Origin of the sequence: Enterobacter sp. 50793107 (assembly GCF_001463365.1) — a bacterium.
Lineage (GTDB): Bacteria > Pseudomonadota > Gammaproteobacteria > Enterobacterales > Enterobacteriaceae > Enterobacter > Enterobacter cloacae.
In genome coordinates this window covers 119,221-135,427 of record NZ_LNII01000062.1, presented here as the reverse complement: position 1 = coordinate 135,427, position 16,207 = coordinate 119,221, and the positions used below count along the sequence as shown (strand labels likewise).

Here is a 16,207-nt window from a genome sequence, read left to right as displayed (position 1 = left end):
ATTTAGCCGCAGGTGATGGTATCGCTTAAGTTCGTGTCAGACCAGTATCACAGTATCCATGGCACAATATTTCCCACAATACGCTTTTTTTATCTCACTTAAGTTAAATTGCAGGTTGCTAACTGCGAAACGACAAAGCACCGCTATTCGTGAGGACAAACGCCAGTACGGATGCTATAAACCTTAATGCCGACCAAAATATTAAGTTGTGGGAATAATCATGCTAAAAAATATTAGTGTCAGAACCTTCATTGTCTATTTCCTTTTGTCTCTTTTTTTGCTAAACGCAGCTGTCGTCTTTCTATTTACCGGCGCATCGTCGCTCTTAATAACGCTCAATGTAATAAATGTGATTGCTCTTTTTTTACTCTGGATTTACATGACCCAATATCTTGTGACACCGATCAATACTGTGAAAAAAAGTATTGAAGATGTCACGGCAGGGAATCTTGGCGTGACAATCCCCGAGTTTGGCAACAACTGCGCAGGGCGTTTAATTCCCGGGATTAACAGCCTTTCGGGCAATATTGCAACGCTGGTCCGGGAAATCAGGGCGTCGTCACAAACCGCCATGACCTTATCGGATCAACTCTCCGCACGCAGCGCGCAGCTATCAGTGAAAACGGAGCAGCAATCGGCTTCGCTGGTGCAAACCGCAGCCAGCATGGAGCAGATGGCTGCGAGCACCAAAAACAATGCTGATAACACCCGACTCGCCAGTGAACAGGCCAATCAGGCAACGCTTCAGGCACGTAAGGGGGGCGAGCTGATGGGGCAGGTTGCTCACAATATGCAATCGATCACCGAATGCGCACAGCAAATGACGGAAATCATCTCGATGATCGACGGCATTGCCTTCCAGACCAATATCCTTGCGCTTAACGCGGCCGTTGAGGCGGCAAGGGCGGGAGACCACGGAAAAGGCTTCTCTGTGGTCGCTGAGGAGGTGCGAAATCTGGCACACCGCAGCGCGGAAGCGGCGAAGAACATCAAAACGCTGATTGAAGTCACCAGCAATAACGTTACACAGGGCGTGACGGTAGTGTCAGAAGCGGAAAAAAACATGCGTGAGATTGTGGCCGGATCCGGCAATGTCAGCCGTCTGATGGATGAAATTTCCAGTTCCACATCCGAGCAGGAGAAGGGAATTTCACAGATCACGCTGGCATTATCAGAGCTGGAAAGGGTTACGCAAAGCAATGTGGCGATGGCGGAGGAACTTAACGGATCCTCTGACGTGCTGCGCAATCAGGTTATCGAACTGCAGTCACGGACACGCAATTTCCGGCTCGACGGGGGATACGCGGCTGATAGTTCGTTATCTACACCGGTTGTTCCGCTGGCGTTCCCGCAGCGACAAGGACATTCCGCCTGAAGGGACACCGCCGTTATCCGTACAATTCCCGAGCGATTTCAGCGCCATGCGGAACATAGTGGTTGCGTAACCTCTGCCGAAAGCTAGACTGACAACGAAAAGCTAAAAGCGGAGGCGTTGTGGAGAGCATAAAAGGGTCTGAACTGAACGTTCCTGACGCAGTGTTTGCGTGGGTGTTTGACGGTAAAGGCGGTGCCCGGCCGCTGGAAGACAACGACGTGATCGATCACGCGCATCCCTGCTGGTTACACCTGAACTATACCCATCCGGATAGCGCTGAATGGCTGGCATCCACCCCTTTACTGCCAAACAACGTGCGTGATGCCCTGGCAGGGGAAAGCCTGCGGCCACGCGTGAGCCGGATGGGTGACGGTACGTTGATCACGCTTCGCTGTATTAACGGCAGCACGGATGAACGTCCGGATCAGCTGGTGGCGATGCGCGTCTATATGGATGATGGGCTTATTGTTTCCACTCGGCAGCGTAAAGTGCTGGCGCTGGATGACGTGGTAAACGATCTGAAAGAGGGCACCGGGCCGACTGACTGCGGCAGCTGGCTGGTGGATGTCTGCGATGCGCTTACCGATCACGCGAGCGAGTTTATCGAAGAGTTGCACGATAAAATTATCGATCTGGAAGATAACCTGCTCGATCAGCAGATACCGCCACGCGGTTTCCTGGCGTTACTGCGCAAGCAACTGATTGTGATGCGTCGCTACATGACGCCACAACGTGATGTATATGCCCGTCTGGCCAGCGAGCGTCTCAGCTGGATGAATGATGACCAGCGCCGTAGAATGCAGGACATTGCTGACAGGCTGGGGCGCGGGCTGGATGAAATTGATTCCTGTATTGCCAGAACCGCAGTAATGGCCGATGAGATAGCACAGGTGATGCAGGAGTCGCTGGCCAGAAGAACCTACACGATGTCGCTGATGGCAATGGTCTTTTTACCCAGTACCTTTCTGACCGGTCTGTTTGGCGTAAACCTGGGCGGCATTCCCGGCGGTGCTTATCGCTACGGCTTTACCGCGTTTTGCGTCATGTTAGCTGCTTTGATTGGCGGTGTTGCATGGTGGTTGCATCGTAGTAAATGGTTGTAAATTTACGCTTTTTCCACCTTTTGCGCGGATCAAAACGCTCTTTTAATTGAGCAAAGTCAATAAACAGAAACCGTGTAAGGTGCATTATTACTCCCGCAGGTGAATGCAACGTCAAGCGATGGGCGTTGCGCTCCATATTGTCTTACTTCCTTTTTTGAATTACTGCATAGCACAATTGATTCGTACGACGCCGACTTTAATAGTCGGCTTTTTTTTGCCTCCCGTTTCTCAGGGTCTACCCTAAAAGGGTCAATCCAAAAAAACTGGAGGGAAAGATGAACCATCTACTCGCGCTGCAACGACTGCATTCACGGCAGTCCGATCCGGTCCCGACCGACCCAACGCCCATGCCCGATCCCATTCCGCGTCCGCAGCCTATGCCCGACCCGCCGCCCGATGAAGAACCGATTAAATTGTCGCATCGAACCCCGAGATCTGCGAGGATACGCGCCATCTGACCGCAAAGATGACCACGAGAGACTATTGTGACCGCTTTTTCTACCCTGAATGTTCTGCCTGCCGCCCAACTCGATAACCTCAACGAGTTGGGATACCTCACGATGACGCCTGTTCAGGCGGCCGCATTACCCGCCATTCTTGAGGGGCGCGATGTTCGCGTACAGGCAAAAACCGGCAGTGGGAAAACGGCAGCGTTCGGTCTTGGACTGTTACAGCATATTGATGCCACTCTGTTCCAGTCCCAGTCTCTGGTTCTGTGCCCGACCCGCGAACTGGCTGACCAGGTCGCGGGTGAGTTGCGTCGTCTGGCGCGCTTCCTGCCCAACACCAAGATCTTAACCCTCTGCGGCGGACAGCCGTTCGGGGCGCAGCGTGATTCGCTCCAGCATGCGCCTCATATTATTGTCGCGACACCTGGCCGTCTGCTGGATCATCTGCAAAAAGGCACCGTTTCACTGGATGCCCTGCAAACGCTGGTGATGGATGAAGCGGACCGTATGCTGGACATGGGCTTCAGCGACGCGATCGACGAAGTGATCCGCTTCGCGCCGGAAGATCGTCAGACATTGTTATTCTCTGCGACCTGGCCTGACGCCATCGCTGCAATCAGCGGTCGTGTACAAAAAAATCCGCTGACGATTGAAATCGACAGCGTGGATGCGCTGCCTGCCATCGAGCAGCAGTTCTTTGAAACCTCGCAGCAGGGCAAAATCCCGCTTCTGCAGAAATTGCTGAGCCAGCACCAGCCCGCCTCCTGCGTGGTGTTTTGTAATACCAAAAAAGATTGCCAGGCGGTGTGTGATGCCCTGAATGCCGCCGGGCAAAGCGCGCTGTCATTGCATGGCGATCTGGAACAGCGCGATCGTGACCAGACGCTGGTTCGCTTCGCGAACGGCAGCGCCCGTGTGCTGGTTGCAACCGATGTCGCCGCACGCGGGCTGGACATTAAATCGCTGGAGCTGGTTGTTAACTACGAGCTGGCCTGGGATCCAGAAGTACACATTCACCGCATTGGGCGTACCGCACGTGCCGGAAACAGCGGGCTGGCCATTAGCTTCTGCGCGCCGGAAGAGGCGCAGCGCGCCAATATCTTGTCTGAAATGCTGCAGATAAAGCTTAACTGGGTGAACACCCCGGGGAACGGTCGCGTTGTGCCACTCGAAGCCGAAATGGCGACGCTGTGCATTGATGGCGGCAAAAAAGCCAAGATGCGTCCAGGCGACGTATTAGGCGCACTGACAGGGGACATGGGACTGGATGGCGCCGATATCGGCAAGATTACCGTTCATCCGGCACACGTATATGTGGCAATCCGCCAGGCGGTTGCGCATAAAGCATGGAAGCAGCTGCAAAACGGGAAAATTAAAGGCAAAACCTGCCGGGTCAGATTGCTGAAATAAGCGGCAGAAAAAACGCGTCTCAGACGGACTCTGAGACGCGACAGGATTATTTCACTTCAAGTACGTTCAGGCGCAGCTCGTCAAACTGATTATCATCCTCTTCCGGCTGCCAGCCTGCAGGCTGCATGGGGATCTCTTCCCGGTCAAACGCCAGATCGCCGCCATTCACCACTTCTGAATCATGGTTGATGCCTTTGAAGTCAAACAGCTCAACATCCGCAAGGTGAGAAGGCACCACGTTCTGCATTGCGCTGAACATGGTTTCGATGCGCCCTGGATAACGTTTATCCCAGTCACGCAGCATGTCACCAATGACCTGGCGCTGCAGGTTCGGCTGAGAGCCACACAGGTTGCATGGGATAATCGGGAAAGCTTTCGCCTGGGAGAAGCGTTCAATGTCCTTCTCGCGGCAATAGGCGAGAGGGCGGATGACAATGTGTTTGCCGTCATCGCTCATCAGCTTAGGCGGCATGCCTTTCATCTTTCCGCCGTAGAACATGTTCAGGAACAGCGTTTGCAGGATATCGTCGCGGTGATGACCCAGAGCAATTTTGGTTGCGCCCAGCTCCGTCGCGGTCCGGTACAGAATGCCACGACGCAGACGAGAGCAGAGAGAGCAGGTGGTTTTGCCCTCCGGGATCTTCTCTTTTACGATACCGTAGGTATTTTCTTCGACAATTTTGTACTCAACGCCCAGCTTATCGAGATATTCCGGCAGGATATGCTCAGGGAAACCCGGCTGTTTCTGGTCAAGGTTTACGGCCACCAGGGAGAATTTCACCGGCGCGCTCTGCTGAAGATTACGCAGGATCTCAAGCATGGTGTAGCTGTCTTTACCCCCTGACAGGCAAACCATGATGCGGTCGCCTTCTTCAATCATATTGAAGTCTGCAATGGCTTCGCCCACATTACGGCGCAGCCGCTTCTGCAGCTTATTCAGGTTGTACTGTTCTTTCTTTGTATTTGATTGATTGTCTTGCATTTATTGCTACCTTCGGAGCCAGCAGGGGCAAAAGTTTTCAGCGTGCCGGCTAATCGTTAAGCATCAGCGCCTGTTCGCCATTCATTTTCCACGCATTCTATGCCGCAACTGTCTGGCTATGAAAGATGGGTTAACGCCGGCAGTCAATGCCAGCGGGCAAAAGTATGTCGCGTATGGTACGGATTCCGGCGGCGAATACCAGCACGTTTTACAGCGATGAAGGATCTTGTGCCGACTTGCGGTAAAGCGTAATCGGCTTTCTGTTCGCCATCAGCGAGACGTGGTCGTTAAAACAGATAACATACGGCGGGTAAGGGCAGGCAAGCTCCGCTCAATAAAATGGCGGAGCCAGTAAAACGGAAGGACAGATCAGGTGGTTACTTTTCTACAATCTCTTTCACATCCGATTGATGGATCTGATGAATGCTGCCATCTGCATCTTTGTATGAAATTAAACCGGTGTCTTTATCTCGCTCTGGTTTTCCATGTGTGGTCATCATATGTCCATCTTTGGTCGATATAACATAATCACTTGAGCACCCTGTTATTGCTAACGCGACACCTAATGCCAAAAATGCAAAAATACCACCCTTCATATTAACCTCTAATTAACTTTATAGTTACAATCGTTTTAATACAGCATTATTTAACAACAGTGAATTGCAACGCTTCGTCAACGAAAGGGAATTTCCATTTTAAGCAAAAAAGAGCAATAAACGGCCACAGCGTACCCGTATATGTGGCGTTTAATCTTGTGCTTCTATTTGAAATCCGTTTTTTATAGATGTAATCCTTTATGACTATTTCACGTTGCTCTTCATTCGCATCAGTATTGATTTAACTTGTATCGCTGCTTATTATCTTGCGTTTCAGCGTATGGGAATGTGAAGCTCGCATGCGACTTTACTGATGTGCTGGCGGCCCGGATTAGACAATCACTGGCGAACGATTCCCTTAAGATGATATCCCACTGGAAGGGTTGAAAGTGTTTAAGTTAAGTACTTTTGGTTTTATGATTTTATTGTGCTCAGGGTGTAGTTCTGATGTGGTTATCACTCCTGCGGAAAAACCGGTTTATAAGCCAATGCCTGATATAACGCAATCTGTAACACCGTCTCAGCAACGGGCGATCATGGCTGGTGAACGTCCCGACTGGACAGACAGAGCACCGGTCACCACGACCAGGCGTTATTGATTTCTGCTTATCATCTTCAGGCTGCATAGCGCAGCGATTTCATAAGTAGTAGAGAACAACCCGGGACCTCACGATGGGGTCCTGCATGCTGATACGTAGCTTTAACGTGACCTGCACGAATAGCCACTTAAACTGCACTGTGTTGAGATTCTATTCATCTTCAGGCTATTAAGCTGTTTTCCCCGTACAAAGCAGGAGGGAAATGGTGATGGCTGTTTTAAAAGTATGTCTTTTAGTTGGGTGCTTCCTGGCGGGTTGTGTCTTGTATCTTCATCTTTTTACGTCAATGAAGGAAGCATGCATAAAAGATACGGCAGGAGAAGTGTTTCACGTGCGTCAGGTTGAAAATGCTACTGATTGTCAGTCTTTTAACTGGAGCATGTATATACAGTGTGGCTATTTTTAGTCGTAAATATAACAAATGATCAACATGCACAAAGCGAAAACTTATATGCGGTGAAAGAAACTGCAATCAGTAAACATTAAGATTTATCTGCTTCTGTTTTATTCATTTCTTTCTGGGGTGGGATATGTTAACGGATGGTTGGATAACAGGGTGGAATAAAGTTAAAAATAAAATAAACATAATGAACAGAACAGGGCAAGAAATTATTTTTCGCGAGTGGTTAGATATTCGTTGAAGTAACACAACATACGCTTAATACCGTTGTGCAGTGGCTCCTTTAAAACTGTACGTTATGCTCAACGGCTCTCATTATTAAGGCTCCCGTATGCAAACTGACAAAGACCTTTCCACCTGGCTTACGTTTCGCCGTCTTTGGCCTATAATATCGCCTTTTAAGAAAGGGCTATTGGTTGCGGCATTAGCATTAATGATAAATGCCGCCTGCGATCCTTTTATGCTGTCTTTGCTAAAGCCGTTAATGGATGATGGCGTGGGCAAAATGGACCGCTCTGTCATGTTATGGATGCCGGTTGTGGTTATCGGATTGATGACGCTACGCGGTATTACCAGCTTCATTTCCAGTTATTGTGTCTCCTGGGTCTCGGGCAAAGTGGTGATGGATGTGCGCCGGAAATTGTTCCGCCATTTGATGGGCATGCCTGTGTCGTTTTTTGACAAACAGTCAACCGGGACGTTGCTGTCGCGGATTACCTATGATTCCGAACAAGTCGCATCTTCGTCATCAGGTACGCTGATAACGGTCATCCGTGAGGGCGCGTCAATCATCGGCTTGTTCGCAATGATGTTCTACTATAGCTGGCAGCTCTCAATCATCCTGATTGTACTGGCACCTGTTATATCCGTGACTATTCGTATGGTGTCCAAACGCTTTCGCACTATCAGTAAAAGCATGCAGAATACGATGGGGCAGGTCACGGCGAGTGCTGAGCAGATGCTTAAAGGCCATAAAGAAGTATTAATTTTCGGCGGTCAGGACGTTGAAACAAAACGCTTTGATAAGGTCAGCAATAAGATGCGTTTGCAGGGAATGAAAATGATGTCCGCATCGTCAATCTACGATCCTGTTATTCAGCTTATTGCCTCCCTGGCACTCGCGTTTGTTCTTTATGCTGCCAGCTTCCCGAGTGTTATGGCGACCCTGACGGCGGGAACGATTAGCGTCGTTTTCACATCGATGATTGCATTGATGCGGCCTCTTAAATCCCTGACCAATGTGAACGCACAGTTCCAGCGCGGGATGGCCGCTTGCCAGACGCTGTTCACTATTCTTGATTCCGAACAGGAAAAAGATGAAGGTCAGCGCGTACTTGAACGCGCAAAAGCGGAGGTTGCATTTCGCAATGTGACGTTTACCTATCCGGGACGTGAGGCCCCAGCGCTACGCAATATCACCCTGAACATACCTGCCGGTAAGACCGTTGCCCTTGTCGGACGTTCCGGCTCGGGTAAATCAACCATCGCCAGCCTGATGACGCGATTTTATGATATTGATGAAGGTGAAATTCTGCTGGACGGCCACGACCTGCGAGAATATACCCTTCAGTCGCTTCGTAACCAGGTGGCGCTCGTGTCGCAAAATGTCCACCTGTTCAACGACACGGTTGCCAACAACATCGCCTACGGTCGTACGGAGCAGTACACCCGTGACCAGATCGAGAATGCCGCGCGTATGGCAAATGCGATGGACTTTATCAACAAGATGGATAACGGTCTTGATACCATCATCGGTGAAAACGGGGTACTGCTTTCTGGTGGGCAACGGCAACGTATCGCTATTGCACGCGCACTGTTGCGGGACAGTCCAATACTCATCCTTGATGAAGCAACGTCAGCCCTGGATACGGAATCGGAACGCGCTATACAGTCTGCGCTCGAGGAACTGCAAAAGAACCGTACATCACTGGTGATTGCGCATCGTCTGTCGACTATCGAAAAAGCTGACGAAATCATTGTTGTTGAAGATGGCGTTATCGTTGAACGCGGAAGCCATGCGGAATTGCTGACGCACAATGGGGTGTACGCACAGCTTCACAAAATGCAATTCGGTGCGTCAAACAGTTAAGTCACATTCACGCTTTTTACCCCGCTTGCAAAAGCGGGGTATCCCGTAATGTCACCCAAACCTGATTCATGCGCAAGATACCGTATAATGCCTTCTCTGAATACGCTTACATATCCTGTGAATGGACCTAACACATTGAATAAATTTTGTTTTTTCCTGCTACTCTGTATTGCTATCGGCAGTCTCTTTTCCGCCTGGCCCGTCGCCATATGGTTCCTGCTCATTAACGTCCTGACTATGGTTATTTACGGCGCCGATAAAATGGCAGCACGGAAAGGAATGCGCAGGATACCTGAAGTAACCTTACTGGTCTTCGGCGTTGTGGGCGGGTGGCCCGGCGCCATTATGGGTCAACAGATCTTTCACCATAAAACGCAAAAGCAGCCGTTCAAAACCTGGTTTTTGATGTCTGTGGTCGTGAGCATCTTGGCCACGGTGGCGCTGTATCATTTTGGTTTTGTTGTTCGCTAATGAGCATCATTACTGCCAATAGTAGTAGGCCAAATCCTGGTGGGTTGCTGTTTTTTGTCCGTTCTGAATAATACGTGCAACAACACGGATGACAGCATCTCATGAAAATAAAATGTATTACGCTGGCAGCGCTGATGTTTTATTCAGCGCCTGGCTGGTCGACGTTTCAGGAGCGGGAATATAATACCTGGTATATAAAAAATGCCGTTCTTTATGACATGACGCAGACGTCGGAAGGTTTTCCGGTAATGGTGAGCGTATCTCAGCCCGGGAAAAAATCCGCTAATCTGGTGGTTTCATACATCACCGAAGGGCAATGCGGAAAAAATACGCTGCCGCTTAATGTGAATGGTAAAGTGCTGCCCGCCAGCTATTACTGTGTTCAGGTTGGGTCGAACAGAATTGAACATTTTTCAGTGGTCGATGCAAACAGCGTCAATGCCCTGGTGGCGCATCTGAATTCAGATTTCACCCTTCTCCTGCAAAACGATATCAAGATTTGGGCCGCAAATATCAAATCGCCGAAATACGGTCTGACACCGCGTTTTTAAAATCCTGCTACGCTTGTTTGTGGTATCAGGAGCATGAACATGAAGAACAAAGATGAACAAACCGGGTTAGTTGGGCTGGCGATTGGTGCTGCCGTTATCGGGCTTGTTTCGGCACAGAAACCGATCGATCGTAACAGCATTGTTGATGAACTGCTAAGACTCGGCAGGCAAAAGGGTGACGGCGTAGAGGATGAGGTGTTCGTCAAGGCCGCTGAACTGGTAAGAAAAGGGGTGTAAACGATGGCAGAAATCCGTCATGCCCGATGCCACTGTGGTGCAGTGGCATTCACCGTTGCGTTAACCGATGGGTTAAATACCGCCCGTCGCTGTAGCTGTTCTTTTTGTCGGATGAGAGGGGCGGTTGTGGTCTCTGCACCGTTAACCGGTATAACCGTCACCAAAGGCGAGGATAAACTTACGGAGTACCGCTTTAATACCGGTACAGCTCGTCATTTCTTCTGCTCGGTCTGCGGGATTTATACCTTCCATCAGCGGCGTTCTGATCCCAATGAATACGGTGTAAATGTCGCCTGTTTTGAAAATGTCTCTCCGTTCGATTTCCCGGAAGTGACGGTGATGGATGGGGTTAACCATCCTGCGGATGGCGAAAGTGGGGTCTTTGGCTATCTCTCTTTTCGCAAACGCGCGCCAACACAAGCGTCCTAGCCGCCTGGCCACATTGTGCTAACGCTGACTATAGTGGGAAGTGGGTATCTTAAAGAGGAGACATTATGCTTAGTGTTGAAAAAGACGACCCACGTGAGGCGCCTGAATCAGGGGATAAAAAGCCTCAGCCCGTGAAAAAATAGCATTCACGAAGGGTATCACGGCCACCGGCACTGCTGGTGGCTTTTTGTTTTCAAAGGCTCACTGTTAATGCCTGTCGAGATGATTTAAGAGCGTGCCGAGGTGCCCAACAATATCGCGGAAATCGAAAATTAACGCCATCCACAAACACGCTAAAAGAGCCAGTAGGGCAAGGGAAACACGACCAAACAACACAGTTATCCTTAATGATGAGGGGGATATCTGCGCAGTCTAACCCGCAGTCTTTCAACTTATCCTCAACAATCTCGCGATAGCGTGCTGTTGTGCGACTAACCTCAAAAAAGGTGAGCCCGCATGATGCTGCGGGCTCTGATCATCAGAACTGGTAAACCAGGCCTAATGCAACGACATCATCGGTACCGATACCGTTGTTTTTGTAGAAGCTGTCATCTTCATCCAGCAGGTTGATTTTATAATCCACATAGGTGGACATGTTTTTGTTGAAGTAATAGGTTGCGCCTACGTCTGCATATTTAACCAGGTCTTGATCGCTCTGACCGTTGCCCAGGTCTTTACCTTTCGACTGTAGGTAGGAAATTGCCGGACGCAGACCAAAATCGAACTGGTATTGTGCGGTTACTTCGAAGTTCTGGGTTTTATTCGCCACGGCGCTTTCGTTGTCGCCGTAAGGGGTCATATTGCGGGTTTCAGAATACATGGCCGCCAGATAGATATTGTTGGCATCATATTTCAGACCCGCGGTCCAGGCATCCGCTTTATCCCCGCCCGCGGTTGTATTTCTCACCTGATCGTTGGTACGGTCAGAAGAGGTATAGGCCGCCCCCGCTGAAATTCCCATACCGAAATCATAGGTGGTAGAAATACCGAAGCCGTCACCGTTCTCATGACGCGTGTCGCGACCATTATTGGTCCCTTCCTGGTTATTGCTGGCATCTTCGTTATTACCCTGATACTGCAGAGCAAAGTTCAGACCCGGCACCAGGCCATAGAAATCGGTGTTGCGGTAGGTTGCTACGCCATTGGCACGACCGGTCATAAAGTTATCGGCATAGGTGTAAGAGTCGCCGCCGAACTCTGGCAGCATATCGGTCCAGCCTTCCACGTCGTACAGAACGCCATAGTTACGGCCGTAGTCAAAGGAACCGTAGTCACCCACTTTCACACCGGCGAAGGCCAGACGTGTCCAGGACTGGTTGTCAGACCCTTCGGTGTTATTTGCCTGAATGTTGTATTCCCACTGTGCGTAGCCGGTCATCATGTCGTTGATCTGGGTTTCGCCCTTGAAACCCAAACGCATATAGGTCTGATCGCCGTCTTTAGACGTGTCATCAGAGAAGTAGTGCAAACCATCTACTTTTCCGTACAGATCTAATTTATTGCCATCCTTATTATAAATCTCTGCTGCATGCGCAGCGCCAGCCATTAACAGAGCCGGAATCATCAGGGCCAGTACTTTTCTTTGCATTATGGTATTCCTTTGCGGTTGTTTTTATTTAATTACCTGTTGAACTTTCCTTTGCGGAGAGTTGTCACATGCTAAATCACTCCGCTGAAAGAGTAATAAATTATAATTGTTACGAAGTGAGTAAAATCTAAAGGGAATTGTTCTGCGGAAATGTTAATTTGTTTGATGAATGTTTTAGTGAAAAACATAATAAATTAAAATTATTAATCATGCGGTAAATCAGGTAATGTCTGCCCCGTTATATGCCTTTAAGATTATTATCCATAATTCCCATGAATATCATTTATTCATTTAACGTGATGCTCAGGGATTATTTGGTCTGGCCCGGTGTGAATACACCGGGCTTTTTTTATGGCATAAAAATGCCCGGACAAGCCGGGCATGGGGATTATTCGCTGGTGGATTTTTCCGCTTTCCCGGCCATTTGCGCCAGGAAGTCGTACCGTTTTTGCAGATCGGCGGCGGCATCTTTCCACAACTGCTCAGCCACCTCTGGCTGTTGCGCATTGAGGCGACGGAAGCGTTGCTCCTGCAGCAGTGTCTCAGCCAGGGCATCTGACGGAGGGCGTGAATCGAGCGCCAGCGGCAGCTTGCCTTCCTCTGCCCGGCGAGGATCAAAGCGATACAGCGGCCAGAAGCCCGTGGCGGTCAGCTGACGCATCTGATCGTGGCTGAGCGCCAGATCGTAACCATGCTCTTCGCAAGGGCTGTAGGCGATGATAAGCGATGGGCCCGGATACGCTTCCGCCTCCTGAATCGCTTTCACCGTCTGGTTAAGCTGCGCGCCGAGCGAGATTTGCGCAACGTACACGTGGCCATACATCATCATGCTGACGCCGAGATCTTTACGCGCCTTGCGTTTCCCGTGTTCGCCAAATTTTGTTACCGCTCCTAACGGCGTGGCTTTTGACGCCTGTCCGCCGGTATTGGAATAACACTGGGTATCCAGCACCAGGATGTTCACGTTCTCGGTCAGGCTCAACACATGATCCAGCCCGCCAAAGCCAATGTCATACGCCCAGCCATCGCCGCCAATCAGCCAGATCGATTTTTCAACCAGGGCGTCAGCGTCGGTCACCAGTTGTTCTGCGCCGTCAACGCCCTGAAGGGCATTACGAAGCGCCGTAACCTGTTCGCGACGAACCTCAGGGGTGGCTTCAGCGTGCAGCGCAGCGTGCAGGTCGGCAGGGATGTTATCGGCAAACTGATCCAGCAGGCGCATCACGCGTGCGCGGTGCTGATCCACCGTTAAGCGGAAGCCAAGACCAAATTCGGCGTTATCCTCAAACAGCGAATTCGCCCATGCCGGGCCGCGGCCGTTGGCGTCGGTGGTGTATGGGGTGGACGGCAGGTTACCGCCATAGATAGACGAACAGCCGGTCGCGTTGGCGATCAGCATCCGGTCACCGTACAGTTGCGTCAGCAGTTTGATGTACGGTGTTTCCCCGCAGCCGGAGCAGGCACCAGAGTATTCGAACAGCGGCGTGATCAGCTGTGAGGTACGGATATCAATACGTTCCAGCTTGCTCCGATCGATTTCCGGCAGGTTCAGGAAGAAGTCATAATTTACTTTCTCTTCTTCCACGTGTTCCAGCCGCGACATCATATTGATGGCTTTGATATCCGGGTTCTGTCGGTCTTTGGCCGGGCAGACCTCGACGCAGAGGTTACAGCCGGTGCAATCTTCGGGTGCAACCTGCAGAACGTATTTCTGTCCGCGCATATCGCGGGATTTCACATCCAGCGAATGCAGGCTGGATGGGGCCGATTCCATCGCGTCCGGAGAAACGACTTTGGCCCGGATGGCAGAGTGCGGGCACGCTGCCACACAGTGATTGCACTGGGTACACAGCTCTTCCTTCCAGATTGGGATCTCTTCGGCGATGTTGCGTTTTTCCCAGCGGGTGGTGCCCATCGGCCAGGTGCCATCCGGCGGCAGGGCGGAGACGGGAAGGGCATCGCCCAGCCCCGCCAGCATGGCCGCCGTTACGGTTTTAACAAAATCTGGAGCCGCATCAGAAACCACCGGAGGACGGTTCGGGCTGCTGGCATTCACCGGCTGGAGCGGTACTTCAGACAGCGACTCGCGCGCCAGCGCCAGTGCCTGCCAGTTGCGTTCAACCAATTCCTGGCCTTTACTGCTGTAACTTTTGGCGATCGCGCCCTGCAGTTCCATTAAGGCGCTGTCGCCCGGCAGAATGTTTGTCAGGTGGAAGAACGCCATCTGCATGACGGTGTTGATGCGCGCGGCAAGACCACATTCGCGGGCAATCTTCGCCGCGTTAATGACAAAAAGCCGCGCTTTTTTCTGATTAAGCACCGCCTGCACTTCCTGCGGCAGGCGCGCCCAGACCTCATCCGCACTGTACGGCGTGTTGAGCAGGAAAATACCGCCAGGTTTGAGACGTTCGGCCATCTGGTATTTATCGATAAACTGCAGCTGGTGACAGCCGACAAAATCAGCCTGCGAAATGAGATACGCCGAGCGGATAGGGTGTTCGCTGACGCGCAGATGGGATACGGTCAGCCCGCCGGCTTTCTTGGAGTCATAGACGAAGTAACCCTGTGCATACCACGGTGTGGAATTACCGATGATCTTGATGTTGTTCTTGGTTGCCGAAACGCTGCCGTCGCTGCCCAGACCGTAGAACAGCGCCTCAAGTTTCGCGCCGGAGGGCAGGGTGTTTTCCGGCAAGGGCAGTGAGAGATTAGTGACATCGTCATAAATACCGACCGTAAAGCGAGGTTTCGGCTTCGTTTCACTTAGCTCATTAAACACCGCCAGCACGCAATCCGGACCGAACTCTTTGGACGACAAACCATAACGTCCGCCAATGACACGCGGCAGCGTTTCGCGCTCGCCGTTACTGAAGGCTTCCGCCAGTGCGGTCATGACGTCCAGATACAGCGGTTCTGCGTGTGCGCCAGGCTCTTTGGTACGATCGAGCACGGCCACGCTTCGTGCGCTCTCCGGCAGCGCAGAGAGCAGATGTTTCGCTGAGAACGGGCGGAAAAGGCGAACTTTCAGCACCCCAACTTTCTCGCCGCGCGTCAGCAGTTCATCCACGACTTCTTCACAGGTGCCAATGGCTGAACCCATCAGCACAATCACGCGTTCCGCCTGTGGATGGCCATAATATTCAAACGGTTTATATTCCCGTCCGGTGGCGGCAGCGAAATCGTTCATCGCCTGTTCCACATGGTCATATACCGCGTTGTACCACGGGTTCGTCGCCTCGCGGGACTGGAAGTAAGTATCCGGGTTGGCCGATGTCCCGCGGATCACCGGATGTTCCGGGTTGAGTGCGCGGGCGCGATGGGCATCAATGTCCACCTGCGGCAGAAGCGAGAGAAGGGTGTCGTCTGCCAGCGGCACGATTTTGTTGATTTCGTGGGAGGTGCGGAAACCATCAAAGAAGTGAATAAACGGCACGCGGCTTTTCAGCGTCGCGATATGGGAAATTAACGCGAAATCCTGGGCCTCCTGAACGCTGCTGGCGCACAGCATGGCGCAGCCGGTCTGACGCACGGCCATCACATCGGAGTGATCGCCAAAAATGGAGAGCGCGTGGGTAGCAACGGTTCGTGCCGCGACGTGCAGGACAAACGGGGTAAGTTGACCGGCCAGTTTGTACAGCGTCGGGATCATCAGCAGCAATCCCTGTGAGGAGGTAAACGACGTGGAGAGCGCTCCCGTCTGCAGCGCACCATGCACCGCGGCAATCGCACCCGCTTCGGACTGCATTTCGACGACTCTCGGGACATCGCCCCAGACATTTTTTAACCCGTTTCCTGCCCAGGCATCTGCCTGTTCGGCCATTGTAGAACTTGGCGTAATCGGGTAGATGGCGATAACTTCGCTGGTGCGAAACGCGACTGACGCGACTGCACCATTACCGTCAATAGTTTGCATAGGACGACACCCTTA

General features: G+C 51.4%; 14 protein-coding genes and 1 pseudogene. 10 read left to right on the top strand and 5 right to left on the bottom strand.

Translation table 11 applies throughout. The features are described 5' to 3' along the window. The first annotated feature begins 220 nt into the window (after positions 1-220). The 4 genes from APU11_RS08540 to dbpA all read left to right on the top strand — a co-directional run bounded on the left by APU11_RS08540 (position 221) and on the right by dbpA (position 4,337). A complete protein-coding gene (locus APU11_RS08540; protein ID WP_060578399.1) occupies positions 221-1,375 on the top strand; it encodes a methyl-accepting chemotaxis protein in 1,155 nt (384 codons plus the stop codon). 119 nt (positions 1,376-1,494) lie between these two features. Then, positions 1,495-2,478, top strand: a complete 984-nt coding sequence (gene zntB, locus APU11_RS08535) for a zinc transporter ZntB (protein WP_029882921.1) — start codon at positions 1,495-1,497, stop codon at positions 2,476-2,478. 293 nt (positions 2,479-2,771) lie between these two features. Next, positions 2,772-2,936, top strand: coding sequence for a hypothetical protein (locus APU11_RS29130; RefSeq protein ID WP_283841960.1), 165 nt, complete (start codon positions 2,772-2,774; stop codon positions 2,934-2,936). Between the two features lie 27 nt (positions 2,937-2,963). Beyond that, positions 2,964-4,337, top strand: a complete 1,374-nt coding sequence (gene dbpA / locus APU11_RS08530; protein ID WP_058651285.1) for an ATP-dependent RNA helicase DbpA — start codon at positions 2,964-2,966, stop codon at positions 4,335-4,337. Positions 4,338-4,383: 46 nt separating this feature from the next. Here the strand turns inward: dbpA and ttcA are convergent, their stop codons facing one another. The 3 genes and pseudogenes from ttcA to APU11_RS08520 all read right to left on the bottom strand — a co-directional run bounded on the left by ttcA (position 4,384) and on the right by APU11_RS08520 (position 5,915). After that, on the bottom strand, positions 4,384-5,319 hold the full coding sequence (ttcA, locus tag APU11_RS08525) for a tRNA 2-thiocytidine(32) synthetase TtcA (RefSeq protein ID WP_013096454.1): 936 nt from the start codon (positions 5,317-5,319) through the stop codon (positions 4,384-4,386). Positions 5,320-5,368: 49 nt separating this feature from the next. Then, positions 5,369-5,624 (bottom strand): annotated as a pseudogene (locus APU11_RS28805) (site-specific integrase); the annotation flags it as partial. Positions 5,625-5,696: 72 nt separating this feature from the next. Next, complete coding sequence (locus tag APU11_RS08520) at positions 5,697-5,915, bottom strand: YgdI/YgdR family lipoprotein (protein WP_032618552.1); 219 nt, start codon at positions 5,913-5,915, stop codon at positions 5,697-5,699. Between the two features lie 1,330 nt (positions 5,916-7,245). Between APU11_RS08520 and msbA the strand changes: the two genes are divergently transcribed. The 6 genes from msbA (at position 7,246) to APU11_RS28800 (ending at position 10,834) form a co-directional block, all read left to right on the top strand. Beyond that, positions 7,246-9,003, top strand: a complete 1,758-nt coding sequence (gene msbA / locus APU11_RS08510; RefSeq protein ID WP_060578397.1) for a lipid A ABC transporter ATP-binding protein/permease MsbA — start codon at positions 7,246-7,248, stop codon at positions 9,001-9,003. A gap of 87 nt (positions 9,004-9,090) precedes the next feature. Continuing rightward, positions 9,091-9,474 carry a DUF1294 domain-containing protein gene (locus tag APU11_RS08505; RefSeq protein WP_058651287.1) on the top strand — a complete coding sequence of 128 codons (384 nt, stop codon included), beginning with the start codon at positions 9,091-9,093 and terminating at the stop codon, positions 9,472-9,474. Between the two features lie 101 nt (positions 9,475-9,575). Beyond that, entirely contained in the window at positions 9,576-10,025 is a 450-nt protein-coding gene (locus tag APU11_RS08500; RefSeq protein WP_023621170.1) for a hypothetical protein, read from the top strand. A 39-nt stretch (positions 10,026-10,064) separates the two neighbouring features. Then, positions 10,065-10,262, top strand: a complete 198-nt coding sequence (locus APU11_RS08495; RefSeq protein WP_013096459.1) for a hypothetical protein — start codon at positions 10,065-10,067, stop codon at positions 10,260-10,262. A gap of 3 nt (positions 10,263-10,265) precedes the next feature. Further along, positions 10,266-10,691: a GFA family protein gene (locus APU11_RS08490; RefSeq protein WP_058651288.1), complete on the top strand. Its 426-nt coding sequence runs from the start codon at positions 10,266-10,268 to the stop codon at positions 10,689-10,691. A gap of 65 nt (positions 10,692-10,756) precedes the next feature. Then, entirely contained in the window at positions 10,757-10,834 is a 78-nt protein-coding gene (locus APU11_RS28800) for a hypothetical protein (RefSeq protein WP_223232805.1), read from the top strand. Between the two features lie 335 nt (positions 10,835-11,169). Here APU11_RS28800 and ompC read toward each other — a convergent pair whose 3' ends face one another. After that, a complete protein-coding gene (gene ompC, locus APU11_RS08485; protein ID WP_058651289.1) occupies positions 11,170-12,279 on the bottom strand; it encodes a porin OmpC in 1,110 nt (369 codons plus the stop codon). Positions 12,280-12,667: 388 nt separating this feature from the next. Further along, complete coding sequence (gene nifJ, locus APU11_RS08480; RefSeq protein ID WP_060578395.1) at positions 12,668-16,192, bottom strand: pyruvate:ferredoxin (flavodoxin) oxidoreductase; 3,525 nt, start codon at positions 16,190-16,192, stop codon at positions 12,668-12,670. Positions 16,193-16,207 lie beyond the last annotated feature (15 nt).

Coding starts and splice junctions, on each gene's coding strand:
- APU11_RS08540 (WP_060578399.1), top strand. CDS start 221: ATGCTAAAAAATATTAGTGTCAGAACCTTCATTGTCTATTTCCTTTTG.
- ttcA (WP_013096454.1), bottom strand. CDS start 5,319: ATGCAAGACAATCAATCAAATACAAAGAAAGAACAGTACAACCTGAAT.
- APU11_RS08520 (WP_032618552.1), bottom strand. CDS start 5,915: ATGAAGGGTGGTATTTTTGCATTTTTGGCATTAGGTGTCGCGTTAGCA.
- msbA (WP_060578397.1), top strand. CDS start 7,246: ATGCAAACTGACAAAGACCTTTCCACCTGGCTTACGTTTCGCCGTCTT.
- APU11_RS08505 (WP_058651287.1), top strand. CDS start 9,091: ATGCCTTCTCTGAATACGCTTACATATCCTGTGAATGGACCTAACACA.
- APU11_RS08500 (WP_023621170.1), top strand. CDS start 9,576: ATGAAAATAAAATGTATTACGCTGGCAGCGCTGATGTTTTATTCAGCG.
- APU11_RS08495 (WP_013096459.1), top strand. CDS start 10,065: ATGAAGAACAAAGATGAACAAACCGGGTTAGTTGGGCTGGCGATTGGT.
- APU11_RS08490 (WP_058651288.1), top strand. CDS start 10,266: ATGGCAGAAATCCGTCATGCCCGATGCCACTGTGGTGCAGTGGCATTC.
- APU11_RS28800 (WP_223232805.1), top strand. CDS start 10,757: ATGCTTAGTGTTGAAAAAGACGACCCACGTGAGGCGCCTGAATCAGGG.
- ompC (WP_058651289.1), bottom strand. CDS start 12,279: ATGCAAAGAAAAGTACTGGCCCTGATGATTCCGGCTCTGTTAATGGCT.
- nifJ (WP_060578395.1), bottom strand. CDS start 16,192: ATGCAAACTATTGACGGTAATGGTGCAGTCGCGTCAGTCGCGTTTCGC.